Source organism: Acinetobacter sp. PC34 (assembly GCF_051789135.1).
Lineage (GTDB): Bacteria > Pseudomonadota > Gammaproteobacteria > Pseudomonadales > Moraxellaceae > Acinetobacter > Acinetobacter johnsonii.
In genome coordinates, this window is the sequence record NZ_CP196664.1 from 2,712,478 (window position 1) to 2,739,015 (window position 26,538).

General features: G+C 40.6%; 35 protein-coding genes, 1 other RNA gene and 1 pseudogene. 32 read left to right on the forward strand and 5 right to left on the reverse strand.

The window, feature by feature from the left end; genetic code table 11:
* Positions 1 to 140: 140 nt before the first annotated feature.
* The 20 genes from ACSC9N_RS13225 (at position 141) to ACSC9N_RS13320 (ending at position 16,063) form a co-directional block, all read left to right on the forward strand.
* Positions 141 to 998, forward strand: coding sequence for an N-acetylmuramidase domain-containing protein (locus tag ACSC9N_RS13225; protein ID WP_439036054.1), 858 nt, complete (start codon positions 141 to 143; stop codon positions 996 to 998).
* Positions 995 to 1,522: a phage tail protein gene (locus tag ACSC9N_RS13230; RefSeq protein ID WP_439036055.1), complete on the forward strand. Its 528-nt coding sequence runs from the start codon at positions 995 to 997 to the stop codon at positions 1,520 to 1,522. The genes ACSC9N_RS13225 and ACSC9N_RS13230 overlap by 4 nt, the downstream gene beginning before the upstream one ends.
* On the forward strand, positions 1,519 to 1,965 hold the full coding sequence (locus tag ACSC9N_RS13235) for a phage virion morphogenesis protein (protein ID WP_439036056.1): 447 nt from the start codon (positions 1,519 to 1,521) through the stop codon (positions 1,963 to 1,965). The genes ACSC9N_RS13230 and ACSC9N_RS13235 overlap by 4 nt, the downstream gene beginning before the upstream one ends.
* Positions 1,966 to 2,043: 78 nt before the next feature.
* Positions 2,044 to 2,694: a phage baseplate assembly protein V gene (locus tag ACSC9N_RS13240; RefSeq protein WP_439036057.1), complete on the forward strand. Its 651-nt coding sequence runs from the start codon at positions 2,044 to 2,046 to the stop codon at positions 2,692 to 2,694.
* Complete coding sequence (locus ACSC9N_RS13245; protein WP_248603546.1) at positions 2,691 to 3,038, forward strand: GPW/gp25 family protein; 348 nt, start codon at positions 2,691 to 2,693, stop codon at positions 3,036 to 3,038. The genes ACSC9N_RS13240 and ACSC9N_RS13245 overlap by 4 nt, the downstream gene beginning before the upstream one ends.
* Before the next feature lie 10 nt (positions 3,039 to 3,048).
* Entirely contained in the window at positions 3,049 to 3,963 is a 915-nt protein-coding gene (locus tag ACSC9N_RS13250; RefSeq protein WP_439036058.1) for a baseplate assembly protein, read from the forward strand.
* Positions 3,960 to 4,559 (forward strand): phage tail protein I, encoded by a 600-nt coding sequence (locus ACSC9N_RS13255; RefSeq protein ID WP_439036059.1) that lies wholly within the window; start codon positions 3,960 to 3,962, stop codon positions 4,557 to 4,559. The genes ACSC9N_RS13250 and ACSC9N_RS13255 overlap by 4 nt, the downstream gene beginning before the upstream one ends.
* Positions 4,559 to 6,988, forward strand: coding sequence for a hypothetical protein (locus ACSC9N_RS13260; protein ID WP_439036060.1), 2,430 nt, complete (start codon positions 4,559 to 4,561; stop codon positions 6,986 to 6,988). Before ACSC9N_RS13255 ends, ACSC9N_RS13260 begins: the two co-directional genes overlap by 1 nt.
* A gap of 1 nt (position 6,989) precedes the next feature.
* Positions 6,990 to 8,321, forward strand: a complete 1,332-nt coding sequence (locus tag ACSC9N_RS13265; RefSeq protein WP_439036061.1) for a phage tail-collar fiber domain-containing protein — start codon at positions 6,990 to 6,992, stop codon at positions 8,319 to 8,321.
* Between the two features lie 10 nt (positions 8,322 to 8,331).
* Positions 8,332 to 8,616, forward strand: coding sequence for a phage tail protein (locus ACSC9N_RS13270; protein WP_439036062.1), 285 nt, complete (start codon positions 8,332 to 8,334; stop codon positions 8,614 to 8,616).
* A 106-nt stretch (positions 8,617 to 8,722) separates the two neighbouring features.
* Positions 8,723 to 9,892 (forward strand): phage tail sheath protein, encoded by a 1,170-nt coding sequence (locus ACSC9N_RS13275; protein ID WP_439036063.1) that lies wholly within the window; start codon positions 8,723 to 8,725, stop codon positions 9,890 to 9,892.
* A gap of 11 nt (positions 9,893 to 9,903) precedes the next feature.
* Positions 9,904 to 10,419 carry a phage major tail tube protein gene (locus ACSC9N_RS13280; protein ID WP_439036064.1) on the forward strand — a complete coding sequence of 172 codons (516 nt, stop codon included), beginning with the start codon at positions 9,904 to 9,906 and terminating at the stop codon, positions 10,417 to 10,419.
* A 71-nt stretch (positions 10,420 to 10,490) separates the two neighbouring features.
* On the forward strand, positions 10,491 to 10,859 hold the full coding sequence (locus ACSC9N_RS13285; RefSeq protein WP_439036065.1) for a phage tail assembly protein: 369 nt from the start codon (positions 10,491 to 10,493) through the stop codon (positions 10,857 to 10,859).
* A gap of 38 nt (positions 10,860 to 10,897) precedes the next feature.
* Positions 10,898 to 11,005 (forward strand): GpE family phage tail protein, encoded by a 108-nt coding sequence (locus tag ACSC9N_RS13290; RefSeq protein WP_287166089.1) that lies wholly within the window; start codon positions 10,898 to 10,900, stop codon positions 11,003 to 11,005.
* Positions 11,006 to 11,017: 12 nt separating this feature from the next.
* Entirely contained in the window at positions 11,018 to 13,474 is a 2,457-nt protein-coding gene (locus ACSC9N_RS13295) for a phage tail tape measure protein (protein ID WP_439036066.1), read from the forward strand.
* 6 nt (positions 13,475 to 13,480) lie between these two features.
* Positions 13,481 to 13,921 (forward strand): phage tail protein, encoded by a 441-nt coding sequence (locus tag ACSC9N_RS13300; RefSeq protein WP_005146692.1) that lies wholly within the window; start codon positions 13,481 to 13,483, stop codon positions 13,919 to 13,921.
* Positions 13,921 to 15,237: a contractile injection system protein, VgrG/Pvc8 family gene (locus ACSC9N_RS13305; protein WP_439036067.1), complete on the forward strand. Its 1,317-nt coding sequence runs from the start codon at positions 13,921 to 13,923 to the stop codon at positions 15,235 to 15,237. Before ACSC9N_RS13300 ends, ACSC9N_RS13305 begins: the two co-directional genes overlap by 1 nt.
* Positions 15,238 to 15,381: 144 nt before the next feature.
* Positions 15,382 to 15,627, forward strand: a complete 246-nt coding sequence (locus tag ACSC9N_RS13310) for an ogr/Delta-like zinc finger family protein (protein ID WP_272348092.1) — start codon at positions 15,382 to 15,384, stop codon at positions 15,625 to 15,627.
* Positions 15,620 to 15,820, forward strand: a complete 201-nt coding sequence (locus ACSC9N_RS13315) for a TraR/DksA C4-type zinc finger protein (RefSeq protein WP_195728607.1) — start codon at positions 15,620 to 15,622, stop codon at positions 15,818 to 15,820. The genes ACSC9N_RS13310 and ACSC9N_RS13315 overlap by 8 nt, the downstream gene beginning before the upstream one ends.
* Positions 15,821 to 15,892: 72 nt before the next feature.
* On the forward strand, positions 15,893 to 16,063 hold the full coding sequence (locus tag ACSC9N_RS13320; RefSeq protein ID WP_004672746.1) for a hypothetical protein: 171 nt from the start codon (positions 15,893 to 15,895) through the stop codon (positions 16,061 to 16,063).
* Between the two features lie 196 nt (positions 16,064 to 16,259).
* Here ACSC9N_RS13320 and ACSC9N_RS13325 read toward each other — a convergent pair whose 3' ends face one another.
* Positions 16,260 to 16,487 carry a hypothetical protein gene (locus ACSC9N_RS13325; RefSeq protein ID WP_439036068.1) on the reverse strand — a complete coding sequence of 76 codons (228 nt, stop codon included), beginning with the start codon at positions 16,485 to 16,487 and terminating at the stop codon, positions 16,260 to 16,262.
* A 2-nt stretch (positions 16,488 to 16,489) separates the two neighbouring features.
* Positions 16,490 to 17,359, reverse strand: coding sequence for a BRCT domain-containing protein (locus tag ACSC9N_RS13330; RefSeq protein ID WP_439036069.1), 870 nt, complete (start codon positions 17,357 to 17,359; stop codon positions 16,490 to 16,492).
* A gap of 311 nt (positions 17,360 to 17,670) precedes the next feature.
* On the opposite strand from ACSC9N_RS13330, the gene ACSC9N_RS13335 reads away from it, so the two are divergent.
* From ACSC9N_RS13335 to ACSC9N_RS13345, 3 genes are all read left to right on the forward strand, one after another.
* Complete coding sequence (locus ACSC9N_RS13335; protein ID WP_439036070.1) at positions 17,671 to 17,868, forward strand: hypothetical protein; 198 nt, start codon at positions 17,671 to 17,673, stop codon at positions 17,866 to 17,868.
* A gap of 3 nt (positions 17,869 to 17,871) precedes the next feature.
* Positions 17,872 to 18,699 carry a Rha family transcriptional regulator gene (locus ACSC9N_RS13340; protein ID WP_439036071.1) on the forward strand — a complete coding sequence of 276 codons (828 nt, stop codon included), beginning with the start codon at positions 17,872 to 17,874 and terminating at the stop codon, positions 18,697 to 18,699.
* Between the two features lie 152 nt (positions 18,700 to 18,851).
* On the forward strand, positions 18,852 to 19,055 hold the full coding sequence (locus ACSC9N_RS13345) for a hypothetical protein (RefSeq protein ID WP_287166073.1): 204 nt from the start codon (positions 18,852 to 18,854) through the stop codon (positions 19,053 to 19,055).
* Between the two features lie 29 nt (positions 19,056 to 19,084).
* Here ACSC9N_RS13345 and ACSC9N_RS13350 read toward each other — a convergent pair whose 3' ends face one another.
* Positions 19,085 to 19,423: a transcriptional regulator gene (locus tag ACSC9N_RS13350; RefSeq protein WP_405264875.1), complete on the reverse strand. Its 339-nt coding sequence runs from the start codon at positions 19,421 to 19,423 to the stop codon at positions 19,085 to 19,087.
* Between the two features lie 102 nt (positions 19,424 to 19,525).
* Between ACSC9N_RS13350 and ACSC9N_RS13355 the strand changes: the two genes are divergently transcribed.
* The 9 genes and pseudogenes from ACSC9N_RS13355 to ACSC9N_RS13395 all read left to right on the forward strand — a co-directional run bounded on the left by ACSC9N_RS13355 (position 19,526) and on the right by ACSC9N_RS13395 (position 24,633).
* Entirely contained in the window at positions 19,526 to 19,720 is a 195-nt protein-coding gene (locus tag ACSC9N_RS13355; protein ID WP_137311808.1) for a hypothetical protein, read from the forward strand.
* A gap of 49 nt (positions 19,721 to 19,769) precedes the next feature.
* The gene (locus tag ACSC9N_RS13360; RefSeq protein WP_439036072.1) at positions 19,770 to 20,009 is read left to right on the forward strand and encodes a hypothetical protein; all 240 of its coding nucleotides are present in this window, start codon (positions 19,770 to 19,772) and stop codon (positions 20,007 to 20,009) included.
* Entirely contained in the window at positions 20,009 to 22,768 is a 2,760-nt protein-coding gene (locus tag ACSC9N_RS13365; RefSeq protein WP_439036073.1) for a toprim domain-containing protein, read from the forward strand. The genes ACSC9N_RS13360 and ACSC9N_RS13365 overlap by 1 nt, the downstream gene beginning before the upstream one ends.
* The gene (locus ACSC9N_RS13370; RefSeq protein ID WP_439036074.1) at positions 22,768 to 22,965 is read left to right on the forward strand and encodes a hypothetical protein; all 198 of its coding nucleotides are present in this window, start codon (positions 22,768 to 22,770) and stop codon (positions 22,963 to 22,965) included. Before ACSC9N_RS13365 ends, ACSC9N_RS13370 begins: the two co-directional genes overlap by 1 nt.
* Positions 22,962 to 23,453, forward strand: a complete 492-nt coding sequence (locus ACSC9N_RS13375) for a hypothetical protein (RefSeq protein WP_439036075.1) — start codon at positions 22,962 to 22,964, stop codon at positions 23,451 to 23,453. Before ACSC9N_RS13370 ends, ACSC9N_RS13375 begins: the two co-directional genes overlap by 4 nt.
* Positions 23,441 to 23,779 (forward strand): annotated as a pseudogene (gene ssb / locus ACSC9N_RS13380) (single-stranded DNA-binding protein); the annotation flags it as partial. The gene ACSC9N_RS13375 and the pseudogene ssb, both read left to right, overlap by 13 nt.
* A 25-nt stretch (positions 23,780 to 23,804) precedes the next feature.
* Positions 23,805 to 24,293: a hypothetical protein gene (locus ACSC9N_RS13385; protein ID WP_439036076.1), complete on the forward strand. Its 489-nt coding sequence runs from the start codon at positions 23,805 to 23,807 to the stop codon at positions 24,291 to 24,293.
* A complete protein-coding gene (locus ACSC9N_RS13390; protein ID WP_439036077.1) occupies positions 24,290 to 24,445 on the forward strand; it encodes a hypothetical protein in 156 nt (51 codons plus the stop codon). Before ACSC9N_RS13385 ends, ACSC9N_RS13390 begins: the two co-directional genes overlap by 4 nt.
* A gap of 11 nt (positions 24,446 to 24,456) precedes the next feature.
* Positions 24,457 to 24,633: a hypothetical protein gene (locus ACSC9N_RS13395; protein ID WP_004996092.1), complete on the forward strand. Its 177-nt coding sequence runs from the start codon at positions 24,457 to 24,459 to the stop codon at positions 24,631 to 24,633.
* 122 nt (positions 24,634 to 24,755) lie between these two features.
* Here the strand turns inward: ACSC9N_RS13395 and ACSC9N_RS13400 are convergent, their stop codons facing one another.
* Together ACSC9N_RS13400 and ssrA are read right to left on the reverse strand one after the other, a co-directional pair.
* Complete coding sequence (locus ACSC9N_RS13400; RefSeq protein WP_439036078.1) at positions 24,756 to 25,895, reverse strand: tyrosine-type recombinase/integrase; 1,140 nt, start codon at positions 25,893 to 25,895, stop codon at positions 24,756 to 24,758.
* Between the two features lie 190 nt (positions 25,896 to 26,085).
* Positions 26,086 to 26,444: a transfer-messenger RNA gene (gene ssrA, locus ACSC9N_RS13405) on the reverse strand.
* Positions 26,445 to 26,538: the final 94 nt, after the last annotated feature.

Here is a 26,538-nt window from a genome sequence, read left to right on the forward strand (position 1 = left end):
GGTGCATTCCTGGCACAAAGCATTCACATCATTTTCATCAAGGATCCAGTCACGATATGGGATTCAATTCTTGCTGTATTCCTATTGATCTTTATTTTTCGCAGTAAAGGCAATGTCGTTTCAATGTTACGGAGCACCCCATGAGTATTTTAAAAATTGGATCCAAAGGTTTAGCTGTTATTGAATTGCAAAAATTACTCATCAAAGCCGGCATGACAGGAAAAAATAAAAAGCCACTGTCAGCTGACGGTGATTTTGGTGAAAATACTGAATATGCCGTGATTCAATTTCAAAAATTAAAAAACCTGAAAGTCGATGGCTTGGTTGGCGATTACACATTAAAAGCATTACGTGGCGAAGACATCAGTAAACTTTTAAAAGAAAGTGACTTGACTGCAGGTGCAAAGCGTCTAGGTGTGCCGGTCATCGTGATCAAGGCCATTGCTGAAGTTGAAACACTTGGTGAAGGTTACTTGCCAAATGGTAAGCCAAAAATTTTGTTTGAACGTCATCGCATGTATTTCTATTTGAGTCAAAAATTCGGCAAAACCAAAGCCAATGCACTCATGGCCAAACATCCGAATATTGTAAATACAAAAACAGGTGGATATCACGGTGGATCTGCTGAGTACACACGTTTAAGCCAAGCCAAACAGCTTGATGAATCATGTGCATTGCAATCTGCAAGTTGGGGCCGTTTTCAGTTGATGGGTGAAAATTGGAAAGACCTGGGCTATAAATCTGTTCAAGATTTTGTGGCTCAACATGAACAAAGTGAAAGCCTGCAGTTTGAAGCATTCCTTCGTTACTGTGAAAACAAATCTGGTGAAGTGGATGACAAGCATTGGAAGCTGATCGATGCATTGCGTCAAGAAAATTGGCATGTGGTTTTTACACTGTATAACGGCCGAAATTATAAAAAACTAGGCTATGACAGCAAGTTTTTACGTGTGATGAATCGCCTCGATCCAAACTATAAGAGTGCTAAAGCTGCATGAAAAAGCCACATCATTTAAGAGAATATCTACTGAAAGCGATTCCTGATCTAAGCCCCGATCAGGACCGCTTGCTGATTTTTGCAAACCAAGGCAGCTTGCGAAGTACAATGGCAGGCGGTTTTAGTTTTGAGCAGTCATATACGCTTGATGTCATTATCACAGACTATGCTGGTGATATTGATGTGATCGGAGTTGTACTGTTCACATGGATTGCAGAACATCAATCTGAGCTCATGGCCAACCATGAAAAAGCAAAACAGGCGATTACTTTTGAAGCTGAATTGATTGATAACAGCAAGTACGATATCAACTTCCAGATCCCATTGACTGAACGTGTGATTGTGAAAAAGAATGCTGAAGGAAAACTTGAAATCAGTTATCCGGCTGAACTGCAATACACACCATTTGAAAAACCGACTAACGTCACACTGACCGATTCATCTGGTCAAGAACTGGCATCATGGACCACAGCTAAAAAAGAAGGTTATTCAATGGCGTTTATGCCACCAGGTAAAAATCCATGAGCAATGTACTTGAATTGGCCAATTATCTTCAGCCGTTCTTAGAACGGCTGTCGATGGGTGAACGTGCAAGACTTGCCAAACAAATTGGTCATGATTTAAGAAAAAGCCAAGGAAAGCGAATTTCTGAACAGAAAAATCCTGACGGATCTAGTTATACCCCACGACGTAAACGCCTACGTGAGCAAAAAGGCAAAATTAAAAGAAAAATGTTCACAAAAATAAAGAATACGAGCAATTTAAAAGTACTCAGCAATGCTGATTCTATTGCAATTGGCTTTGTCGGTCGTGTCGCTAGAATTGCACGTGTGCACCAGGAAGGTTTAAAAGATCGTGCAGAAAAAGGTGCACCAGATGTGGTCTATCCAAAACGTGAATTACTTGGTTTTACCGATCAAGACATTAAATTGGTTGAAGATTCATTCCTAAAACATATCAAACTTTAAATTCTTTCATCTTGTGAAAATAGGTTTATACAACTTCACTCAGCTGAAATGTAGAAACCTATAAAGCAAAGTGTTGGCATGAGTGCTGACCTTAATCGTCGTCTTGAAAATCTAATTCGTTTTGGAACTATCAAGACCATCAATCCGTCTAAACCAATTCCACGAGTCATTGTTAATCTTGGCGATATCGACACGCCTGAAATTCGCTGTATGAATGTGCGTGCAGGTGCAGATACCACCTGGGATATGCCATCTGAACGTGAAGAATGTGTGGTGGTGTCACCCTGCGGTGAAATCGGTCCAACAAGTTTTGTCTTGTACGGCTTTTATAACGACGACCACCCTGCACCTTCTGATGATCTCAATCAAAAAATCCGCATGTTTGCTGACGGTTGTGTCATCGCTTATGACGTATCAGCCCATCATCTGTCTGCAATTTTACCAAGTGGCGGTACTGCTGTTTTGACTGCTGATGGTGGTGTCATTGTGAATGGAAATACAACTATTAATGGTGATTTAACCCTAAACGGTAATCAAACCACCAATGGCAGCACAGTCATTAGTGGCAATCACACCGTAGGTGGCAGTCAACTTGTGCAAGGATCCAGTCATTCAACCGGTCATTTCAGCACTGAAGATGATGTCACTGCTGGAGATATCAGCCTGACCAGTCATAAGACCCCAGGTATTCAACCTGGTTCGGGAATTTCTGGAGAACCAATTCCATGATGTCACGTGAGCAAGGCGCAATGGTTGCCGATGAATTAGATCAGATCCGTCAATCTATCCACGATATTTTGACCACGCCAATTGGATCACGTGTCATGCGTCGTGAATATGGTTCGCTTATTCCACAGCTGATTGATGCACCGTTTAATGAAATTACGGCATTACAGCTTAAAGCTGCCACAGCAAATGCCATTTTGCAGTGGGAACCCCGTGTCATGCCAAATTCAATTTCTCTCTATGAATCTGAAGGTGGTCGTCATGTTCTTGATTTAGATCTGACCATGACATCAAACAATCAAAACCAGTCTTTAAAAATCCCATTGGATCTTGGTGCAACTTTATAAGTGATCAAAAATGGCAAATTCAAATTTAACCGCAATTGATTTATCACAGCTGAATCCACCTGATGTGGTGCGTCAGATTGATTTTGAGACCATTTTAAAAGAAGGTCTTGAAGACTTTTATCAGCGCATGGAAGAAGTTCAGCCAAATTTTCCACGTTATCTTGAGTCAGATCCAGCAATGAAGCTGGCAGAAGCATTCGCCTATCGTGAAATGCTGATTCGTAAAGAAGCCAATGAACAGGCTTTGTCCGTATTACTGGCATTTGCCAAAGACAATGATTTAGATCACAAAGCAGCTGAACGAAATATTCAACGTCGAATTATTAGCCCAGCCACAGAAAATACACCTGAAGTCAAAGAATCTAATGATTCTTTGCGTAAACGTGTGCAACTTGCACCAGAAGGTCAAACGACCGCAGGCAGTGAAGGATCATATATTTTTCACGGTTTAAATGCTGACCCACGTGTCAAAGATATTTACCCATACGCCCCATTAGATGAAACCGGCAATCCAACTGGCATTTGCAATATTTATGTTCTTTCAAATGAAAGTGATGGTACTGCACCAGAAGATTTACTCAATGTTGTAAGTGCTGCACTAAATGCGAAGTCAGTACGACCTTTGACAGACAAGCCAATCATTTATTCAGCATCGATTTTAAATTACAGCATTGATGCTGAGATCTTTATTGATGAAGGTCCAGATGAAAATATTGTCTTAGACAGCTGCTATAAGGCAGCCCAAGAATATACAAAAAAAAGTCACTCATTTAATGACGGAATTTCACTGTCAGGTATTTATCAAGCATTGCATCAGCCTGGTGTCAGCCGTGTCAATCTGATTTCTCCAGCTGGCAATATTGATACCTCCCTTGGACAAGTAGCGTATTGCACTGACATCAACATTACGAGGGCAACAGCATGAATAAGCTTTTGCCACCGAATGCCACAAAATTTGAAATGAATTTTGAAGCTGCATTTGCACGTGTTTCAGATATTGAAATCAATATCCGCAGCTTTAACGATCCGCTGAATGCTCCGGATGAAGTACTGCCATGGCTTGCTTGGGAACGTTCAGTCGATGTTTGGAATAAAGACTGGACTGATGTCCAAAAACGTCAGGTGATCAAAACGTCTTTATACAACCACAGCATTAAAGGAACTGTGGAGTCACTTGAAGTTGCGCTCAATTCTTTAGGCTTTCCGGTGATTGTCCAGGAATGGTTCAACATGGTGCCGATGGGAAAACCTTATACCTTCAAGCTTTTCATCCAAACCAGTCAAGACAGCGTTTCAGTCACTGATTACAAAGAATTATTCAAATTGGTTCGTGCTTATAAAAATCTACGTTCGCACTTAATTGACACCACCGTCATGTTGGAAAGCCCATCAAATTTACAAGTGAATGCCATGACTCAAGCTGGCCATGAAACTGAATATGTTAAGGCAGCTGGAGGGCTTTACTTAGACGGAACTTGGTTATTAGACGGTACAAAAAAATTGAATGGAGTAGATATGTAATGCCAAATTTAGAAGCTCAAGCTGCATGGGTTCCAGTCCGTGAAATCGGTATTGAACTTGCACGAGGTGGCCCGAATGGAAATATGAATGAACAAGCTAAAGCATTGCTAGCACGTACTGAATATTTGAATCAGGAAAAAGCTAGTAAATCTGAAATTGCGCAGGGACATTATGAGTTTGGGACATATGCCGAATTTAACCTTGCTAAATCAGGACTACCTTTAAATTGTACAGTCATAATTAACGAAATTAATTCAACTGGAACCGGTTCGTGGAACCAGGGCTCAAACCGTTGGAATGGCTCAACACTCTCTAAAAGTGAGCATGATCCACTTGAGCAATCCAAAAATTATACTAATAAATTTTTCACAAACTATGCTACTGCAGCATTGTTAACAGTGAAGAATAAGTTTATTCAAAAAACGACAGGTCAAGAAGCCAGTGGTGCAAGCTTTGATTCTTCAGATTTTATTCCTGTAGTCGGTGGCGAATCGTACGATGTTTACAGCTACGTAACTGGTAATGCCAGTCATGCTTGGTATGACGAAAATAAAGCATTTATTGGTGCATTCGGTGAAGATCAGACAGTTCTAAGCATCAGAACTTTTATTGCACCAGAATCTGCACGTTATTTGAGAATCTCAGCTTATAACACACAAGCAAGACAGGCTGCATATTTAAAATCATCAGGTTATGCAATTGAAAAAGTCAAAAAAATTATTACTCAGCACACGCCAAATGTTGATGCAAATAAAGTGATTTATGATGGAAAGGGTTTAGATCAGACAATAATTAATGTCATTAATAAGCAAGATATTATTGTGTCTAATCAAAATTCAATCATTAGTCAATTAGATTTAATAACAGATCAAGATAGCCCATTTTTCGTAAATACATTCCAATATACAAGATCAGGTACTACACCTAATAATTTCAATATTGTAGATGTGACTGCTCGTGTATCAGCAAATGTGATGACTGTTTCCGATCCCACGGCATTTGTATATGGTAGTGCATGTGTTGTATACGACTCAGTGTCAGATAGCTACACAAGTCATGCGGTACTTCAAATTAACGGAATGAATATTACAGTTTCACCAAGTTTGCCCAATAATCCATCTAAAGTTCAAACAATGCATGATTCTCCAAATGGTCAGCATTTAACACTATTCGGAACAAAAGGCTTGGCAGATTATGTTTTAAAATCTATTCAGAAATATAGTTACAAGAAATCAGAAAATTTAATTTTCAAGTTTAATTCAGCACTTTGTTGCTATTTGGCTTGGAATAATAGCGATATTTATAATTCTGATGCATCACAGCTTTTGATTCCTGTAACTAAGGTTGGTACAGCTGGAAATGGTGGATATACGCCAGGAACAACGAATCTAGCAAAAATTTGTGCAATGAGTAATCCGAAGGATTCATATATAAATATTGGAGATAATCCGCATACTCAATATTTATCGAGAGCTTATAATCTTATCGATGGTGTGGCTGGTAATGGTTTTGAAATAAGTTTTAATGGTCAAGGCTCAGATGGATTTATCGAAATTCCTCTAGCTGTACGCGATGCATCATATATTTCAAGCGTCGATGGTCAAACTTATAAAACCAGTGGTAAGGCTCGATTACAGATTTTTAATGATTCTACTTTAGTCCATGATGTTGCATATGCAGCTGGTCAAGTGCATTCAGTATTTGTTGATTTTGCACGTGGCGGACTAATTAAAATTCGCATTACTTGCGAATCATCAGTCCCGACTTACGCAGCATTGAGCGGTATTTTTGCATATAAAAAGTCTGCTAAAACGTCGAAAGATACGCTATTTAAAGATGGTGATGTCATTGTGTTTTTGATGGATTCATGGGGTATCTATCCAGTTGCATCAACAATTGGGGAAGCGCCATACACATATCCGCTATCAAATTTAGCACCTAAATATCAGGCCATGTATCCAACAGGTCTGAAGTCAAACGGTACACATTGGATATCTCGACGTATTCAAGAAAAGCTAGCAAATCAAGGCGTAAATGTTGAAACATACAGTTATGCATTCGGTGGTCAAACAACGAGATGGGGCAAATATTGGTTAGATGCGGTTCTCACGATGTCGCCAAAACCAACCCATTGCGTAATTAACTTTGGCATTAACGACAATAACAGTATTGGTAATCCATCCAATACTTTTTATGACTTTGATCCTGAAAAAATGTTCGCAAATAAAGCTGAATCATCTGGTGGTATAAACGGAAGAACTGCCAGTTTTGATGAATGGGAATTAAATTTAAAATGGATTTCTGAAAGATGCTTAGCGAATGGAGTTAAACCTGTAATCATGATGCCTGCACATACCGCATCAACCGCACAGGCCCAATCAATTCGACAAAATGAACTTATTCGTTTAGCAGATGGTTTCGGTGAATAATATGAATTATAAAACAATCTACACAGCCCTTGGCCTTGCACTCGTCTCTCAAGCTGTCAGCCAACAACGCACTATAGAACTCACCCACTTCGCTGTGGGTGATGGCGGTGGTAATGCAATGATTCCGAATGAATCAATGATTCAGCTAATTCGAGAAAAATACCGCGCAACCATCAACCGCATTTATCAGGACCCTGAAAACGAAAATAAATACACGGCTGAAATGATCATTCCAGTGACGGTCGAAGGCTTCGTGGTTCGTGAAATCGCGCTATTTGACCGCAATGGCAATATGGTACTGGTCGGTAACACACCTGAAGTCCATAAGCCCACACTGGCAGAAGGTGTCACACAAGATTCGGTTTATCGAATTCCGTTCGTGATTTCAAACCCTGAAGTACTTGAACTAAACTTTGACCCGAACGTAATCATTGCAACGCACCAATGGATCCTGAATACACTGACACCAGCCAATATGTTTCCAGGCGGTACAAATGGGCAAGTGCTGAAGAAAAAATCCAATGCCGATGGTGACACTGAATGGGCAGATGCTGGATCTGCAGAAGTATTCGTCAACACCATTGAAGAAGAACAGTCACTTGTGGCTGATCAACTCATTGTCGATCTCAGTACAACCACCACCACTGGTGCAGCGGTTTATATCAATGGCGACCGTATTACCAATAGAGCTGGTGCAGATGGTTGGCTTGCAACCACTGCCACACGCATCACTTTAGGCAAAGCGTATCCTGGTGCAAAAATCCTGATTGTTCAAAATGAACCTTTAGGTGCAGCCCCTTACCCACTGGCACAAAAAAACAATTTCTCAGATGTTTTAAATAAACCTTTGGCACGTCAAAACTTGGGTGTCATGAGTGCAGATGAAGCCAAATTTAATGACTGTCCACCTGGTACAGTCGTGATGCTGGCATCACAAAATATCCCAACCGGTTATCGTTTATTAAAATGTAACGGTGCAACAATTTCTCGTACAGCGTACGCAGATCTATTCTCAGTCATTGGTACGACTTTTGGTTCAGGTGATGGTGTAAATACATTTAGATTGCCGGATCTTCGCGGTGAATTCTTACGTGGTTGGGATGATGGCCGTGGTATTGATTCAGGCCGTGCTTTTGGCAGCTGGCAGCCAGACGATTTTAAATCACATAGCCACAAAGTTCTTGATTCAAGTGCTGTTGGAACCAATATGGGTGTTTTCCATTATGGTGAGCGAGGCGGATACAACAATCAGGATTACAACGAAGTATCTTCATCTGGCGGTGTTGAAACACGGCCACGTAACTTTGCAATGTTGACTTGCATTCGCTACTAAGGAATGAAACATGAACCAGCTTACCGTGTATCAAACCAATTATTCAGGTCTATTTGTCGGTGAAACGTTGGCAGATGAATCACCGCTTGAACCTGGTGTGTTTGCCATCCCTGCAGGTTGTGTCGAGATGGCACCCCCTGAAAGTTGGCAAGAAGACCAATGGCCACGTTGGAATGGCTTTAAGTGGGAACTGATCCAAAAGCCTGAAGTTCAGCAAGTGGTAACACCAGAAGAAAAATTGGCTGAGTTTTTGGCACAAAATCCCGATGTCATGTCTTTAATTAACGCCAAATAGTTTGTAATTGTATAAACCTAGTTTCACAATTTCCGAAACTTAACACTGCCTTAAACTAATGCAAGCCTGTCTATTGAATTAAAACCTCCAATAACAGGCTTTTTTTATGGCAGATTATCACCACGGTCTGCGTGTCTTAGAAATTAATGAAGGCACCCGACCAATCCGAACCATTGCAACTGCTGTTCAGGGCTTAGTTGCGACTGCAGAAGATGCAGATCCACTTGTATTCCCATTGGATACACCAGTACTACTCACCAACATTCAAGCTGCTGTGGCCAAAGCTGGCACATCAGGCACATTAAAAACTGCACTTCAAGCGATGGCCAATCAAACCAATTCACTTTGTGTGGTGGTTCGTGTGGCAGCTGCTGCAGAAGAAGCTGCCCAAACTGCAAATGTTGTGGGTACTGTCACAGCACAAGGCAAATACACCGGCTTAAAAGCACTACTCACAGCCAAAACCAAGTTGGGTGTTCAGCCACGTATCATTGGCGCACCTGGTCTTGATACTCAAGCGGTAGCCACTGAACTTGCTGTCATTGCACCAAAACTTCGTGCCTTTGCTTATGCCTATGCATGGGGATGTCAAACTAAAGAAGAAGTCGTGGCTTATCGTGACGCATTCGCTTCACGTGAACTCATGGTCATTTGGCCAAACTTTGTGGCGTTTAATGTCGATACAGCACAAACCGAAACCGTTCCAGCGGTGGCATGTGCCATGGGCTTACGTGCCAAGATCGACAATGAAATTGGCTGGCACAAAACCTTATCAAACGTTGCCGTTCAAGGTGTCACTGGTATTGATGCAGATGTGACTTGGGATCTGCAAGACCCTGCGACTGATGCTGGTTATCTCAATAGCAATCAAATCACCACGCTCATTCAACAAGATGGCTTCCGTTTCTGGGGATCACGTACTTGTTCTGACGATCCTTTATTCCCATTCGAGAACTACACACGTACTGCACAAATCATGGCAGATACGATTGCTGAAGCACATATGTGGGCAATCGATAAACCAATGCATCCGTCATTGGTCACAGACATGATTGAAGGGATCAAGTCAAAACAGCGTGAATGGACACGTCTTGGTTATCTCATGGGTGGCGATTCTTGGTATGACCCTGAATCAAACAGCAAAGAAACGCTGAAAGATGGTCAGCTCAATATTGACTATGACTATACGCCAGTGCCACCGCTTGAAGATCTTCGTTTCCGTCAGCGCATTACAGACAGCTATTTGGCTGATTTCGCTGCTTCGATTACAGCATAAGGAATTAACGCATGGGATTACCTAGCAAACTCAAGAACATGAACCTTTTTAATGAAGGTGAAAGTTATTTAGGTGAAATCAAAACTGTGGTTTTACCTAAATTAGGTCGTAAAACTGAAGATTACCGTGGTGGCGGTATGAATGGCACGGTCAAGACAGACATGGGTATGTCTGATGATGGCTTGGTGCTTGAATCCACATTCGGTGGTTTAGACCTGCTCACACTACGTCAATACGGTATGGAAAAGATCGATGGCGTGTACATGCGTTTTACTGGTGCTTATCAACGTGATGACACGGGTGAAGTCGATGCAGTTGAAATCGTGGTTCGTGGTCGTCATGAAGAAATTGATGGCGGTGATTCTGAACCAGGTGAAGACACTGAACATAAAGTCGTGACCAACTGTGTTTATTACAAATTGACTGTAAACGGCAAAGTTGAGATCGAAATTGACATTCTAGGCTTCAAAGAAGTGATTGACGGTGTTGATCGCTTAGCGAAGCAACGTAACGCACTAGGCATTTAAGTTTTCCTACCCTTGCATGAACAACGTTTTGTGCAAGGTTTTTTTAATTTGTCACTTTTTAGGAATGCAACATGAATACTCAAGACCAAGACAACGTTCAAACCTTGACTGAAGATCAAGCGATGAATCAAAAAGCGATTCAAAACCCAAATGAAGAAACCGTTCAGCTAGAACAGTTCATTCAGTTTGGCGGTACCACAATCACAGAAATCAAAATCCGCAAACCCAATGTGAAAGCACTCAGCGGTGTCAGCCTGCAGGCGATCTATCAGCATGATGTCAATGCCTTGATCAAAGTACTGCCACGTGTGACCACACCTGCATTAACAGCACAGCAAGTACTTGAACTGGATCCTGTCGACTTTGCAAATTTAGGAGGTCACTTGGTCACTTTTTTGTACCCACAAGCGGTGCAGAAGGCGATCAAAGAGGAACAGTAATAAAACTGGTCGATGAAGTAGATGAAGCAATTGCCAATATTGCCTGCATCTTTCATTGGCCACCCAGCGCATACGATGACATGGACATTATGGAATTAAGTAAATGGCATCACCTTGCGCTGAAGCGTCATCAAACCAACGTGTAAACGAGTCCACCAATGTCAAAACTAAAATTAGAAGTCCTGTTCAATGCTGTAGATAAAGTATCTGGACCCATCAAAACAATCATTGGTGGCTCAAAATCTATGGCTGCTGCATTAAAGAAAACCAATGGTGAGCTGAAGGACCTTGAAGCACAACAGCGCAAAATCTCAGGTTTCCGTCAGCTCACAGCACAGTCTGAAAAAACAGCTCAGGCTTTGGCTAAAAATAAACAAACCATTGCTGAATTAAAACAAGCCTTAAAGATTAATCCTGAAGCACAGGAAACAGTGACCGCTTTGGCACGTGCTGAAGCTGCCCATAAACGCCTGATGGCAGTGCAAAAAGGTCAAAGTAAAGAATTGACTGGCATGGCACAGGAATTCAACAAAGCTGGTATTCAGATGGATCGGCTCAACAGTGAAGAATCCGAGCTGAAAAATAAAATCCACCTGACCACAATGGAACTGAACAAACAAAAAGAAGCCCTTTCACGTCATGAAAAGGCTCAAAAAAAATATGAAGAAATGCAAACGCGCATGAATAAAGCCAGTGAATTAGCCAAGAAGGGATTGGCTGTAAGTGCAGTTGCTATTGCTGGTATGGGATATTCACTTAAACAATACGAAGATGCTGAAGATGCTGCAATGGGGCTACGTGTATCTATGATGCAAGCCAATGGGCAAGTAGCCAAGGAATATGGCGAAATCAATAAACTGGCAAACAGCCTTGGAACAAAATTACCTGGTACAACAGCTGACTTCCAAAACATGATGGCTGTTCTAATACAACAAGGTATTTCAGCCAAAGCAATTCTTGGTGGCGTAGGTGTAGCAGCTGGCTATCTTGGTGTGCAAATGAAAATGCCATTTGAAGAAGCTGCTGAGTTTGCAGCAAAGATGCAAGATGCAACTAAAACAGCAGAAAAAGATATGCTTTCCCTGATGGATGTAATCCAAAGAAGTTACTACTTAGGGGTAGATAAAGGCAACATGCTTCAAGGCTTCTCAAAACTTTCTGCCGGGATGAAAACGATTAAGCAGGAAGGATTAGAAGGTGCAAAAGCTATGGCACCTTTACTTGTTATGGCAGATCAGGCAGCAATGGCTGGCGAAAGTGCTGGTAATGCTTTCAGTAAAATCTTTAAGTCCATGATGGATACAGATGGAATCAAAAAAGCGTTAAAAGACAGCAAGACTGGACTGACCATGAATTTCACAGATGGTAAAGGTGAATTCGGTGGTCTAGATAATATGTATAAACAGCTTGAAAAGTTAAAAGGATTAAGTACCGAAAAACGGCTACCAATCTTGGGTGATATGTTTGGCAACGATGCAGAAACTATCCAAGCCTTAAACTTGCTAATTGACAAAGGTAAAACAGGTTACGATGAAGTTGTCGCAAAAATGCAGGCACAAGCAGACTTACAAACTCGTGTAAATGCCCAGTTAAGTACACTTAAAAATTTAAAAGATGCTGCTGGTGGTACTTTTACCAGCTTACTTGCACTATTTGGGGAGCAACTTGCACCCCAGTTCAAATCTATGATTGAAGGTTTCACTAGCACTACAGAAAAAGTGACAGCTTGGGCTCAGGCAAATCCGGGTTTAGCCAATACAATTGCAAAAGTAGCTGGTGGTGCTGCACTTCTTATCGGCGGTCTATCTGCCCTATCCATTGGTGCGATTGCTATTTTTGGCCCAATGATGATGGTTGCCAAAGGCTTTGGTGTGGTCGCGCTTGCAGCCAAAGGCATGAGCATGGCTTTACTCACCAACCCAATTACATGGATTGTTTTAGGCATTGCAGGTGCTGCCCTGCTGATCTATAAGAATTGGGCCCCTATATCAGGATTCTTTGTTGGTATTTGGAATACCATCAAAACAGCGTTCAATGGTGGCATTAAAGGCATATCAGCACTGATCATCAATTGGAGTCCCATCGGGCTGTTCTATTCAGCCTTTGCAAAAGTACTGTCATGGTTCGGCATTGATCTGCCTGCCAAGTTCACCGGCTTTGGTGCCATGATTTTGGAAGGGCTCAAAAATGGTATTTTATCCAAAGTGAATGCCGTCAAAGATGCCATCACAGGTGCTGTCAGTGGTGTCATTGATAAAGCCAAGGGCATTCTAGGCATTCATTCCCCTTCACGTGTCTTCATGGGCATTGGTGGCTATACCATGCAAGGTATGGCCAACGGTATTGCCAATGCCAACAACTTACCAGTAGCAGCCACAACCACCGCCACACAAGGTGTGGTCAATACTGCTGCCCAAACTAAGCCAGTCAAACCCATCAATGTTGGTCGCAATAACCCACGTTCATATATCAGCCAAGATACAATTCAAGTCACTATTCAAGTCAAAGATGGATCCGTGGTCAAAGGAACGGCTGAAGCAATGCGTCAAGAACTTCGACGTGTAGCCGAAGAACAGCAAAATGCAAAACGTAAATTTTTAACAGACACGGAGTAATCACACATGATGATGGCTTTAGGCATGTTCGTGTTTTCACTACGCACTGCTTCATATCAAGAATTGAAACGTGTCACCAACTGGCGACATCCATCCAATAGCCGTGTTGGTGCTGCACCGGCTTATCAGTTTGTGGGCAAGGGTGAAGACACCATCACCCTGCAAGGGGTGATTTACCATGAGATCACCGGCAGTCGAAATACTTTAGACATCGTTCGTCAAATGGGGGATACCGGCAAAGCCTATACCCTCATTGAAGGCACAGGCAAAATTTATGGCTTGGTCATCATCAATGACCTAGAAGAAGGCAAAACCTTTTTCTTCAAAGATGGTGCAGCACGTAAAACAGAATTCACCATCAAACTGACCATCGTTCGCGACTGGCAACCCAGCATTTTGGGCACACTGGTTGGAATGGGCATTGGTGCACTGAATAGGATCTTGTAATGCTTAAACAGGCTTTAAATTTTGCAAATAACGCCATCAATGCGATTGATAAATTAACTGAATACCCAACGCCCATTTTTCGTGTTGAAGTGGATGGTGTCGATATTTCACCACAAATGGCCACACGTTTAATGTCGCTGACAGTCAAAGATAATCGTGGCTTAGTTGTTGACACTGTAGATATTGAACTCAGTGATGCCGACGGCATGTTATCTATCCCACCCAAAGGTGCAAAAATTCAGGTGTGGTTAGGTTGGTCCAATACCGGTTTATTTGATAAAGGCGTATATAAGGTTGAATCGACTTCACATCGTGGTGCGCCAGATGTACTTTCAATTTCTGCCATGGCCAATGACGTATCTGAAGGTTTAAAACAGAAACGTGAACGCAGCTGGAATAATCAAACCATTCAGCAAATCTTTGACAAGATCGGTGATGAATATGAACTCAAAGTCATAGTTCATGAAAAATTTGCGTCCAAAGTTATTAAATACATTGCTCAGAATGAATCTGATGCAAATCTCATTACTCGAATTGCCGATGAACAAGATGCCATTGCGACAGTGAAGAATGGCCATTTGATTTTATTACCACGTGGTGCCAGCCAAACGGTTTCAGGTTTAGCTTTGCCACGCAAAATCATCACCCGGGATGAAGGCGACCAGCACAACTACACCAATGGTACTGGTACCGACAACATCACTGGTGTCAAAGCCTATTACTATGCAGAAGGCAAGGCTAAAAAACTGCATGTCTTTGTGGGTGACAGTGAAGACAACTTAAAAGAAATTCGCTATGTGCATCGGGACAAGACCACTGCAGAATTGGCAGCCAATGCCGAATACAACCGATGCAAACGGACTGCACAAAAGCTGACTTATGCTTTGGCCAAAGGAGATCCAACGCTGATCCCTGAACAGGAATTTGAGTTCAACGGATTAAAGCCTGAAATTGACGACATCATTTGGCTGGGTACCAATGTCACCCATACTTTAAATGACAGTGGCTTGACCACTTCTGTTGAATTGGAAGTGCAGCTGCCCGATGCAGATGACGTGTCGACCTTGTTTGAAGGCAGGGAAGAAAAAACGGAAGAAGAAAAGCAAGCCAAAAAGAAAAAACGCACAGGTAAAAATTATGCCGAATATACCGGTGTAATCGCGTATTACAGTGAAGGTGGCAAGTCCATCAAACTGACCTCTGGTGATCAGTCCAAACCTTTAAAACTCACCCACATTTATAAATCTAAAAAGACTGCGACCAATGCCTTAAAACGAGAACAGGCAAAAATTGATAAATATAAAAAATCAAAATAAAAAAAATCCCGACTCTGGGGAAAGTCAGGATGAAATGGGTTTAATTAAAATAACGATATTTGATTATTTTTACAACATTTTATTTATATATATCGTAATTTTGTTATATATTTGTATGAATAAATTTTGATCCAAAGGTGCAATATGTCTAGACCTTCACGTACTAAATGCCCACATTGCGGTTCAAGTTTCCCTATCCGAAACAGTGTCGAATTAAATCCACTTTTACGACGTTTCCACGCTCAGTGTTCAAATGTTGAATGCGGTTTTACTGCGCAAGGTTTTTTTCAGATTGAGTTTGAACTCTCACCATCGGGCATGCCTAACCCAGAAATAAATCTCCCCCCTTCCCCACATAAAAATAAGAATCCACAGGTCTCACGTGTCTAAAAAATTTGATATTGCCCAACAAAATCAATTGGATCAAGTTCACGTGGTACCACGTGATTACAGCGCACCATCACTGACCGAGTGTTCCGAGTGTGGCAATGACATTCCACCAGAACGCCAAAAGCTAGGTGCAGTCACTTTATGCATTGAATGCAAGACCAAGGAAGAACGTCATGCCAGTCATTATCGCTGAACCATCAGATCCAATCGAATGCCCCTGCCCTGAATGCACATCACAAGATGAATAAACAAAGGAAAATAAAAAATGGACCAACAAACTGCTCTGATTTTAATTGTTGTAAACCTATCGGCTGCCGTGGTAATCATCATCTGGTACTTGTTCGACCGCTATACCAAACGCATTGAAAGCTTAATTCGGCAAAATAACAAACCAAGCTGTGCATTTATTCAAGCGCAAACCAAACGTAAAGGATAAAAAATATGTGGCTCTATCCTTTTTTAGTAGGTGCAATTGTTGGTGTTTGTGCAAGTGCTTTATTATTTCTGCACACAGTAGGCTGGTTTTAAAAAAACGGTTATAATAACAACAGGATGACAGCAAAATATTCAATATGCTGTACGTGGCGTGACACGTTTTCAGCTCCAATAATTAAGCCCCTTTCGGGGCTTTTTTATTCATAAAAATAATCTGTCACACTCCAATTATAATAAGGAGTTGTACGGTTACAGGTTTTACATGTCAGGCTAGTTGTCATGCCTTGTTCCCAATCACCTGCTAATGTGTGATTTTTAAATTTATCGGTATCATCAAATGTTTTAAATGTATCTTCGGTACCACATCGTGTGCATTTAAGTTGCGTTAATTCATCTTGAATAATCTTCTCAATTTTATGTTTCATCACTATCCCCCTAATACATTCACAAAATCATCTTCAGTTAAAATACGGATATTCGCTCCGTCCTTTTGCCACTTCAAAGCCTGTTCAAATTTACGCCCATAGCTCATGTGTGCCCAGTGTGGATTTCCCTTATTACAAATTACAAGATAATCAACAGTCTTGGTTAAATCATCTTTAAAAATTCCACCTTTGGCTTCAATGGCATCTTTCCATTCAGCTTTGGTATATCTATTCGATGCACCAGTTAAGCAAATGGTTTTACCAATAATTTCTACATTGCCATGGTAAAAATCAGGGTTCTGATTATCACTGGTACTGGTCACGGCTAAATTTGGCAAACCAAAATTGTTAAGCTGAACATATTTGCCAATGGTGATTTTTAAGACTTCTTTACTGTCTTCACTGACACGGTTTAAAACTCGCACGTGATTTAAAGCGATTAATAATTCTCTATAAATCGGATCATCTTTTAAGTAATTGTGTTGATTCAACCAATTATTGAGTGCAAATAATTCATTATCACTATATTCCTGATCACAAGATAATCCTGCCAATACACCATGCAATCGCTGTACATCGCCAGTATGTTCTTTAAAATATTTCGAGTTTTTAAATACATCTAAACTGGATTGTACTTCTTGATGACGTGACAACAAAAACTCTGGATCTTCAGCAGCTTTTATTAAAACTTGGTATAGGTTATCAAAATGAGGAACATTTACAGCCTCAGGATATTGCTCTACCCACTTAATCAAGGCCTCAATTTCTTGCAGCCTTACACGACCATCTAAAAATAAACCTTCAAAAAATCCTAAAAAAAGATTACCTAATTTACTTTGATTTGCATTGTAATTAAGTCGATCTAAATCCATAGGCCCACCCTCAAAATAATTCTTATAAAGTCACTTGACCTTAACACTTTAACACTGTTACAGTTTTAGGACTACAGCAAAATCTGTGGTCAGGCGTGGAAACCTGAAAAGTTATATAGGCGCAAAATGTCCGTCATGGGCTATTTTTTTGTGTAAAATTCGGCTATGCCTTTTATGGCAGGCTGGACAGGGTGTCCTTCGGGGCAGCCGTTTCCTATATAGCGGTAAATTTCCACCCCTGTTCAGTCTGTCACCAATCTTTGTGGAAATTGCTTGGTGTCAGGTTTTTAACTTGATATATAGGAAAAGCCATGAATAACTCATTTGCTTCTACGCATTCGCGCAGTCAAAATAGCGTACGTGAACACTCCCCTATTTACGATCTAGCTGCATACGAAAAACGCCAGCGCAAACTTAAACGTAAACAAATTTTAAAAAACATCTTAGACACCACCGTGTTCTTTTCAGCATGTTCTATCGTCTTCTCATTATTGTTTTGGGGAGTATGAGCCATGAATGCACTCATCCAAATCGACGATGCTGTTTTTATCCAAGACCAGCAAGTGAAAACCACCAGTTTAAAAGTGGCAGAGCTTTTCAGTAAACGTCACACTCATATTTTAGAAAAAATCACTAACCTAGATTGTTCCCCCGACTTTACATCAGCCAACTTTACGGCTCATGTTCAAACCATTGAAATTGGCAATGGTGCAACACGTGAATCTAAATACTATGAAATGACCAAAGACGGCTTTATGTTTTTGGTTATGGGTTTTACTGGAGCAGCTGCCGCAAAAATTAAAGAAGCCTACATCAACACCTTTAACCAAATGGCAGCCATGCTCTACAACTTGCACGGCCAAAATGAAAGTATCCATGTCGGTGCAGTAGTGCAGCTCAAGTCAGGTGGCCCCATTTACACAGTGAGTCAGATCCACTATGACCAGAATGGCTTTATGCAAGATGCTGAAGTCATTTGGCATAATAAAGCGACTCTGTGCCGTGACATCCTTCCAGTGGCTTGTTTATCCTTAGAAACAAAAAATATTATCAACAATAAAATGTTGAATGACTTCTGGGCAAGTGTGAATAGCTATGGCTTACATAGACTCAATCACAGTCGTAACCCAAATATCTTGGCACTTAATATTTCTCAGATTTATCAGTGCATAGAAGGTTTACCACTCAAGCCCCAGCTTTTTGCCATACTTATGCAAAGTCAAAGCCCTAACCCGGTGTTTATGCAGCACAATAAATCTATTCATAGTACGCTTTTAGCAAAGACCATAAAGTGTTGGCTTTTTAAGCCTGTATCTTTACGGAACTTAGGTTTGAGCTAAATTCAAAATAGTATGCCGATTTTTATACACTTTTTTCGTTCTATTTACATTATTTAAATCAGCTTAGGTCATAATCTGTCGCAGAGCCTAATTATGAACGATGTCACTGTGAAAAAGTTGTTCTAAAATACGCGAACAACTCTGGAGGGAAAATGACAGAAACAATTACTACAACAGACAATCAAGAAGAAATTTTAATTGACCTAATTCAATTAAAAGATTGTTTAAGCCTGTATAGCAAATTCAATATCGCAGATGGTGAAAGTATTACACCAGACGAAATGCATGCGCTATTTAACTCGCTAAAGATACAGGTTGAGGGTATTGTCAAAAAGGTTGAGTTCACATTGCACTAACCTAAAGTCATTCTATAAAAAATGCCGCTTTAAGAAGCGGCATTTGTTTGTGCATAGGCTTTGGCCATGCCAATGAATCCAAGTTTGGCTTCTTCTTTTATAGATCTAAAAGCCTCAAGTACCTGGTATTCATCTTCGGTCAGGTTAGCTAGACGCTGGCCAAATGTTATATAAAAAGTATCAAATCCAACATCTTGCAAAGCTATAAGCTGATTCTGATTCAGCGGATCTCCCTGCTTTTCATAACGGACTATAGATCCGACTGCTACCCCTAAAAGCTCTCCCATAGCTGGCTGTGTCAGCTTTAAGCGCTTTCTTTCAGCCTTTAGTCGATTGCCTCTCTCTAAAAACTTATCATTTATCGACATTTTTACCCCAACTAGCCTTGTATCTTTCGATATTTCGTAATATGATGACTTTAACAGTTTAACACTGTTGATATATCGAAACTTTAAAAAAAGGTAACTCAAATGTCTACAGTCAAAGAAAACCGAACAGAAATGAGTGGCGCACATTTTACCCAGCCCGAAAAAGACTACATGCGTATCCATGCTGCAAAAAACCGCACGACTATTTCTAATGTGATTCGTCAAGCCGTTGCAAATGAATTATCAAAAATTGCAGACCCTGAAAACCCTTTTTTCATTGCGAAAAATAACACCTAAGCATCTGAAAATGCTTAGAAGTTTACAAATTCACGCAAGAGTAAACAGAATGTTAACACTCAAAGAAATATGCCAAAAGCGTAAAGCTCAGATTGAAAACCGAAACGGTACAGCAGCACTGCACGAACGTATTGAACAAATGACTCAACTTCGTGACCCGTTCCGCTTTATTGCTGCACTAAAGTTAAAAGGTTACATCGAAGCACTTTGCGATCAAAAGCTTATGACGCTTATAGATGCAAACGACTGGCTCCAAATCGTAGAAACAAAATATCAGGACGTAAATTAATGTCTGAATTAAAACACCGCATTATTGACCGTCTTGAAAATATGTTCAGTTTCAAGACACGTGGCGAATGGTTCCGTGAAGGTGTCTGCCCACAATGCGGAAAAAAAGAACTTTATACCCATGCCCACAATCCTCGTTTGGTGAAATGTGGTCGTCTGGTCAAATGTGGTTATGAAGAACACGTCAAAGATATCTGTGAAGACTTATTCAAAGACTGGTCTGAATACCATCCGCAAACCGACACAAATCCAAATGCTGCAGCAGATGCATTTTTATCTGAAGGTCGTGGTTTTGATATTTCTAATCTGATTGGTAAATACACCCAGCAGTTCTATACAGATAAAGACAGTAAAGAATCATCTGCAACTGTTCGCTTTATGCTAGATGACAAAAACTATTGGGAACGTCTGATCGACAGACCTGAACGTTTTGGCAATAAAAAAGCACGCTTCAATTTTGGTTTTAAAAATGCTGGCCAAGCATGGTCAGTGCATGAATTGGATGAAATTTGCCGTCTAGGGGAAAAAGGCCAAGCGATCTGGATCACTGAAGGGATCTTTGATGCCATTGCACTGAGTCAGTCAGGTGTCAAAGCCATATCTTGCCTGTCATGTGTCAACTACCCTTCTGCATTCTTAAAACAAATTGCAGACCGTTGTCATGAACTCAAAATTGACAAGCCACGTTTACGTTGGGCATTCGACAATGATTCGGCAGGTAAAGGTTACACAGTTAAATGGCATGAACGTTCACGTGCTGAAGGTTGGTCATCTACGGCTGCACAGCCACCGGCAAATGGCGGTAAAAAACTTGATTGGAATGACTTGTTCCAGTGGGACAAACTCAACCCTGATCAATTCCCAAAGTACAAACACTATGGTGAATTGCTCATTGCTGAAACTGCAGAAGAAGCAGGTCTTCTGATTTATAACTTCTATGAAGGTCGTCGCCACACGTTCTATTACAACCACAAATTCCGTTTGTACTGGTGGGAACTCGACTATGACAAATTCAATAAAGCGGTTCAGCATTTAGAAGATCGCAACAATGAAGCCGCTGAAAATGGTGGTCAGATTCTCACAGATAAAGAGATCCGTTCAAGTGCATTAAAGAATTGTTCAGCAGCCAAAGAAATTTGTAACGCTCAGATTGAACCGTTGTACTTCCAGCGCAATGAAATCACCGATGAATCTTGGTACTACTTCAAATTGCAAAGCCCATGGTCAGAAGCAAAAACCACCTTTACAGCTGATCAAATGTCATCACGTTCAAAGTTCAAACCACGTGTCATGTCTGTGATGTCTGGTGCAATGTGGACAGGTACAGATAATCACCTGGAAACATTCATCAAACGTGAAACCGAACGTTTACGTGAAGTTAAAACCATTGACTACATTGGTTATAGCCGTGAATACCAGACTTACATCTTTGAAAAATATGCGGTGCATAAAGGCCAAATCATTGCCATCAATGAGCATGACTTTTTCAAAGTAAAACGTCAGGAAATTAAAACACTGGCAAGTTCACCAGCGATCACATTGAACCCTAAAAAACAGTTTGATCCGTCATGGTGGAATGACTTTCACAAGGTTCGTGGTGCAAAAGGTATCGTGGCTTTGGCTTGGTGGATGGGTTCATATTTTGCTGAACAAATTCGCGGCATGCACAGCTCATATCCTTTCATGGAAATTGTCGGTGAAGCCGGTGCAGGTAAATCTCGTTTAATTGAAATGATGTGGAAACTTTCAGGCCGTAAAGACTATGAAGGCTTTGATGCAAACAAATCAACAAACGTGGCGGTGTACCGTAACTTTGCACAGATTGCCAATTTGCCTGTCGTACTCATCGAGGGCGACCGTAATGACGTAAATGGTAATGCTGTTCAAAAGTCTAAATTCAGTTGGGATGAACTCAAAGATGCTTTTAACGGTCGTGCAATTCGTTCTAAAGGTTTAAAGACTGCAGGTAATGAAACCTATGAACCACCGTTTCGTGGTGCCATCCTGATTTCTCAAAACACGGCAATTCAGGCTTCAGAAGCAATTTTGACACGTACTTTGCACTTGTACTTTGACCGCAAAGGACAGTCACTGGAAACCAAACGCATTGTCGATGAACTAGATCGCATGGAACTTGAAGATGCATGCACGTTCATGACCCATTGTCTGCGTAATGAAGACAAGATATTGGAAACCTATGCGTCAAAGCTACAGTCAATTGAAGATCACTATCATGAAATTGGTATTACACATACACGTATTGCCTTATGTCATGCACAAGTGGCTGCACTGATTGAAGCAATGACCAAACACGTTTTGCCAATCGACTTGGAAGACATGCTTGAAGCACAAGAAATGCTTGAACAAATGGCGCGTGAACGTGTTGAACAGTTGAATGGTGATCATCCTGACGTGGAAAAATTCTGGGACGCTTACGAATACCTTCAAGGCAATCGTTCACCAGAATGGGGCTTGAACCATCACCCTGCCGATGCTCAAACGGTCGCAATCAACTTAAACGAAATTTACAAAGTGGCTGCACGCAATTATCAGCAGCTGCCTGAAATCAATGAAATGAAAAAATTACTTCGCACCTCACGCAAGTACAAATTCATTGAAAGCAATAAACAGGTGTATTCAGACCGCTTCCCTGCCGATGACGTGGCAGCAGTGAATAAAAGTCGTGAAGTACCAGGTAAACCAAGCCGTAACGTGAAGTGTTGGATCTTCACCAATCCAAATTTAGGGACAAAAAAATAATGAGTGATTTTCAAACCGGTCAGCAAGTGGTTTATATCGATGCTTTCATGCCCGACACAGTTGAAGTGATTACAGACATCAAAGATGGATGGGTAACTTTTAATAATGGTTCGCGTGGTTGTATCGCTGCAATGATTCACCCAGCAACTGCAACAGAAATTAAAAATGAAAAAAGATCATTGGAGCAAAATGCATGAATGCTCAAAACCAAAAAGACCAAAGCTATTACACCATGATTGCTGAACACCAAGAACTTTCAGCACGTGTACTTCGCTTGCACAGCATTTTAAATCAGCATCATTGCGTTCAACACATGCCAACAGAAGCATGCATCTTGATCAACGAAATGAAAAATATTGTCGACACAGGCAAAGCGCATCTTGATGGCTTGGAAACTTCAGCTCTTAATTTTGATGATGCCCTTCCATTCACGGATCCTGAAATCAATACCGTTCACGACTTCCAAGTGGGTGACACCGTTTGGATACCTGATGAATTTGCACGCTACAAATTTATTGTCAGCAGTCATCAGCGTTTTGAAGTGAAACAGATCGTTGGCACTGACCAGCTATATGTCTGCCACATTGAAAATCCAGACATTCCATTCACCAATAATCAGAAATGTTTCACTGCACATTTCAGTCATTTTGCAAAAGTTACAGGAGAAGAATCATGCGTGGCGTAAATAAAGTCGTATTAGTCGGCACACTAGGTGCCAACCCTGAAAGCAAAAGCTTTCCAAATGGCGGTTCAATCTGCAATTTTTCAATCGCCACTTCTGAAAAATGTCAAAGCAAACAAACGGGTGAATGGATTGAACAAACCGAATGGCACCGCATTGTGGCCAACAATCGTTTGGGTGAAATTGCCCAGCAATACTTAAAAAAGGGCTCAAAAGTTTATATCGAAGGCTCACTTCGTACACGTAAATGGAACGACCAAAACGGTCAGGAACGTTACAGCACAGAAATTCGTGCAGACAGTTTACAGCTGCTGGATTCAGCACCACAGGCAAATGGGTATTAAGGGGAAAAAAATGGCTTTTTATAAAATTACAGATGCAGCTTTACTCGAAAAAATTAACGCCTTTTTTGACCAACTAGATGCAGCAAAAATAGAAATTCAAAAATTTGTAGAAGCACATGGTTTTGAAGATTTCTGTACTCGAGACAGCCTTTCACATGGTTTTGAATTTGTCGGTATGCTAGTTAAACATGATCAAGAAATTGATTTAGATAAATGGAAAACCTTACCCTTTGACGAAAAACATAAGATTGCTGCGCCACGTAAGAGCAATAGAAAGTTTTACAATGAATGGCTCAAAAATAGCCCAATTCTAAAAGTTAGCTATTTGCCACTTATAAATTTAATTATTAAGGATGATATTAGAACAGCTTACAGCACTGGACTAAATTGGGCAGATAAGGAATGTTTTCTCTTTGAAACTAAGTATGCCGTAGTTCCCGAAGCCATAGAAATCCTGACCAGTGAATACATTAAATTAAACAAAGGCGGTGAAGGATGAACTTCATCGAATGGTTCAAAACTTTAAAAGAATATAGACAATTACGCTGGACTCTCACAGAAGCACAAATTTTTGAGCATAACGGCACCGAATACAGCGTCATGTGTGTCAGTACTGCACACCAAGCATTTGAATATTTGAAAAGTTTATAGGAAAGACAGAAATGAATTGGTATCCAATGGTTAAAGTTGCCGCAGAACTTGGAATCTGTGTAAATACATTCAAAAAACATTACCTGGCAAAGTATCCACCAGAGCGCGTATTTGGTAATCGAAAACAATGGACAGAAGCAACACTAAATAAAATGAAATCAGATACAAATATCTGTTCAGCGGCATAAAAAAGGGGGCAATCAGCCCCTTTTTTAATTCAAAACTAGCCACAATCTATCCAGTTTCTAACCTTTCACATATCATCAAAATTCTATTAGTTTCAGATTATTAAGATGACTTTTGTTTTTTTCTAACCTTTCAACCAACTATCTACTTCCAAAGCATACCATTCCATCATTTTTACGCGTTCCTCCCAATATTCAGCACGGTTATAAATGCCGCGGATCTTGTCTTTTGGAACATGGGCAATCTGATATTCAATAACATCGTATCTGAAATTTCCCGAATTATTTGCGTGTGTAGAAAATACAGATCTAAAACCATGCGTCGTCATCTGCCCTGCATATCCATTACGCTTGATGATGGCCAAAATACTTTCAGATCTCGCTGGAAAATTGGGTTTTCGAGCATGTTTAAAAATATATCCATCATTAATACGTCTGTCATGCATGGATTTAAACAGCTGAATAGTTTGTTCCGTCAGTGGCACAACATGATCCCGACGCATTTTCATTCTAGAAGCTGGAATAACCCATTCACGTTTTTCAAAATTAATTTCTTTTGTATCCCAACGTGCAAATAAAAGCTCAGAAATACGGACAGCTGTATAACATGCTAGTTTAATTGCAATCATCAAATCATCTGAAACTTGGCAATGTTGCACCTTTTGCCAAAATTCTGGCATTTCTGCTGGTTTTAATGCCGCTAAATTCTCTACTTCTTGTTTAGGTATAACATCTGCCACCAGTAGGCATGGATTTTTTTCTGTATAGTCAGAAGCGATCGCAAAATTAAAGACATCACTCAATAGCCTTAAAGAGCGCTTTGCAGTTTCTATTGTACCTTTGGCCACAATGTTTTTAACGCTATTAACTACCTGCTTTCGTTCTATTTCATCAATACTAATGGCTTCAAATTCTTCAGTGATATAGCCAAGCCTATAGACCACGGTATCTATATATTTTTGACTTGTCCAACGTGGACGCATGATAGCAAGCCATTCTTCAATAACTTCCTTCACTGTTGGAACATCAATTTTTTTACCTGAAAGCTGTTGTTTAAAGTCACGGGCCAATTGCCTTGCATCTTTACAACTTATGCCAGGATATTCACCAAGTGTTTTTTGATTCTGTTTGCCCTGGTATCTATATGCTAAAACCCATTTTTTCTTCCCTGTCGGAAAAATTGAGATAATTAGCCCTTCTCCATCGGCCATTGAATAGCGTTTTTCTTTTGGTTTTAAATTTTTGACTTGTGTGTCTGAAAGCATGCAGGTGTTATACCAGTATAACAAAGGTATAACATATTAATTTGATAGACCGTGATTTTCAATGATTGGTCGTGATTATTAATGACAGGTAATGACTAACAAAAAAGCCCTGAAATCGTTAAATTTCAAGGCTTTTCTGAGGGTTTATGATCAATTCTGATACTTACTGATTGACCATGATTACATCATTTGGTGGAGGTGGCGGGAGTTGAACCCGCGTCCGCCAGCACTACGCTCGAGAATACTACATGCTTAGATATCGTCTACTGTTTTAACTCTTTGTGACCCGACGAACAGGGTACAAATCGCGATCCTCTTAATTTAGTACAAAACCCCGAGGCTTAGTTTTATACGGACTTGTGTGCGTGCGCTTCAGTCGGACTCTCTAACCACAAGTATTCGGAGAGGCGGACAAGCTGCCCTTAGGCAGCTAGAGCGTATGATTCGTCGTTTGCGACTAAAAAATGCAAATTTGATTTACGAGAGAAAATGCGCTCTCGACATGCATCTATGAGTTTCATCACCAGCGTCGAAGCCAGAAACACCCCCAAAGTAGCGGTAATCATAGCATAGTTGCTAGAAAATACGATCTATTTTCTAAACAAACACACATATTGATGCGCTTAATTACATAATTGCGCTA

Excerpts from the sequence above, each read along its gene's own strand:
- ACSC9N_RS13225 (WP_439036054.1), top strand. The coding sequence starts at position 141 with ATGAGTATTTTAAAAATTGGATCCAAAGGTTTAGCTGTTATTGAATTG.
- ACSC9N_RS13230 (WP_439036055.1), top strand. The coding sequence starts at position 995 with ATGAAAAAGCCACATCATTTAAGAGAATATCTACTGAAAGCGATTCCT.
- ACSC9N_RS13235 (WP_439036056.1), top strand. The coding sequence starts at position 1,519 with ATGAGCAATGTACTTGAATTGGCCAATTATCTTCAGCCGTTCTTAGAA.
- ACSC9N_RS13240 (WP_439036057.1), top strand. The coding sequence starts at position 2,044 with ATGAGTGCTGACCTTAATCGTCGTCTTGAAAATCTAATTCGTTTTGGA.
- ACSC9N_RS13245 (WP_248603546.1), top strand. The coding sequence starts at position 2,691 with ATGATGTCACGTGAGCAAGGCGCAATGGTTGCCGATGAATTAGATCAG.
- ACSC9N_RS13250 (WP_439036058.1), top strand. The coding sequence starts at position 3,049 with ATGGCAAATTCAAATTTAACCGCAATTGATTTATCACAGCTGAATCCA.
- ACSC9N_RS13255 (WP_439036059.1), top strand. The coding sequence starts at position 3,960 with ATGAATAAGCTTTTGCCACCGAATGCCACAAAATTTGAAATGAATTTT.
- ACSC9N_RS13260 (WP_439036060.1), top strand. The coding sequence starts at position 4,559 with ATGCCAAATTTAGAAGCTCAAGCTGCATGGGTTCCAGTCCGTGAAATC.
- ACSC9N_RS13265 (WP_439036061.1), top strand. The coding sequence starts at position 6,990 with ATGAATTATAAAACAATCTACACAGCCCTTGGCCTTGCACTCGTCTCT.
- ACSC9N_RS13270 (WP_439036062.1), top strand. The coding sequence starts at position 8,332 with ATGAACCAGCTTACCGTGTATCAAACCAATTATTCAGGTCTATTTGTC.
- ACSC9N_RS13275 (WP_439036063.1), top strand. The coding sequence starts at position 8,723 with ATGGCAGATTATCACCACGGTCTGCGTGTCTTAGAAATTAATGAAGGC.
- ACSC9N_RS13280 (WP_439036064.1), top strand. The coding sequence starts at position 9,904 with ATGGGATTACCTAGCAAACTCAAGAACATGAACCTTTTTAATGAAGGT.
- ACSC9N_RS13285 (WP_439036065.1), top strand. The coding sequence starts at position 10,491 with ATGAATACTCAAGACCAAGACAACGTTCAAACCTTGACTGAAGATCAA.
- ACSC9N_RS13295 (WP_439036066.1), top strand. The coding sequence starts at position 11,018 with ATGTCAAAACTAAAATTAGAAGTCCTGTTCAATGCTGTAGATAAAGTA.
- ACSC9N_RS13300 (WP_005146692.1), top strand. The coding sequence starts at position 13,481 with ATGATGATGGCTTTAGGCATGTTCGTGTTTTCACTACGCACTGCTTCA.
- ACSC9N_RS13305 (WP_439036067.1), top strand. The coding sequence starts at position 13,921 with ATGCTTAAACAGGCTTTAAATTTTGCAAATAACGCCATCAATGCGATT.
- ACSC9N_RS13310 (WP_272348092.1), top strand. The coding sequence starts at position 15,382 with ATGTCTAGACCTTCACGTACTAAATGCCCACATTGCGGTTCAAGTTTC.
- ACSC9N_RS13320 (WP_004672746.1), top strand. The coding sequence starts at position 15,893 with ATGGACCAACAAACTGCTCTGATTTTAATTGTTGTAAACCTATCGGCT.
- ACSC9N_RS13325 (WP_439036068.1), bottom strand. The coding sequence starts at position 16,487 with ATGAAACATAAAATTGAGAAGATTATTCAAGATGAATTAACGCAACTT.
- ACSC9N_RS13330 (WP_439036069.1), bottom strand. The coding sequence starts at position 17,359 with ATGGATTTAGATCGACTTAATTACAATGCAAATCAAAGTAAATTAGGT.
- ACSC9N_RS13335 (WP_439036070.1), top strand. The coding sequence starts at position 17,671 with ATGAATAACTCATTTGCTTCTACGCATTCGCGCAGTCAAAATAGCGTA.
- ACSC9N_RS13340 (WP_439036071.1), top strand. The coding sequence starts at position 17,872 with ATGAATGCACTCATCCAAATCGACGATGCTGTTTTTATCCAAGACCAG.
- ACSC9N_RS13345 (WP_287166073.1), top strand. The coding sequence starts at position 18,852 with ATGACAGAAACAATTACTACAACAGACAATCAAGAAGAAATTTTAATT.
- ACSC9N_RS13350 (WP_405264875.1), bottom strand. The coding sequence starts at position 19,423 with ATGTCGATAAATGATAAGTTTTTAGAGAGAGGCAATCGACTAAAGGCT.
- ACSC9N_RS13355 (WP_137311808.1), top strand. The coding sequence starts at position 19,526 with ATGTCTACAGTCAAAGAAAACCGAACAGAAATGAGTGGCGCACATTTT.
- ACSC9N_RS13360 (WP_439036072.1), top strand. The coding sequence starts at position 19,770 with ATGTTAACACTCAAAGAAATATGCCAAAAGCGTAAAGCTCAGATTGAA.
- ACSC9N_RS13365 (WP_439036073.1), top strand. The coding sequence starts at position 20,009 with ATGTCTGAATTAAAACACCGCATTATTGACCGTCTTGAAAATATGTTC.
- ACSC9N_RS13370 (WP_439036074.1), top strand. The coding sequence starts at position 22,768 with ATGAGTGATTTTCAAACCGGTCAGCAAGTGGTTTATATCGATGCTTTC.
- ACSC9N_RS13375 (WP_439036075.1), top strand. The coding sequence starts at position 22,962 with ATGAATGCTCAAAACCAAAAAGACCAAAGCTATTACACCATGATTGCT.
- ACSC9N_RS13385 (WP_439036076.1), top strand. The coding sequence starts at position 23,805 with ATGGCTTTTTATAAAATTACAGATGCAGCTTTACTCGAAAAAATTAAC.
- ACSC9N_RS13390 (WP_439036077.1), top strand. The coding sequence starts at position 24,290 with ATGAACTTCATCGAATGGTTCAAAACTTTAAAAGAATATAGACAATTA.
- ACSC9N_RS13395 (WP_004996092.1), top strand. The coding sequence starts at position 24,457 with ATGAATTGGTATCCAATGGTTAAAGTTGCCGCAGAACTTGGAATCTGT.
- ACSC9N_RS13400 (WP_439036078.1), bottom strand. The coding sequence starts at position 25,895 with ATGCTTTCAGACACACAAGTCAAAAATTTAAAACCAAAAGAAAAACGC.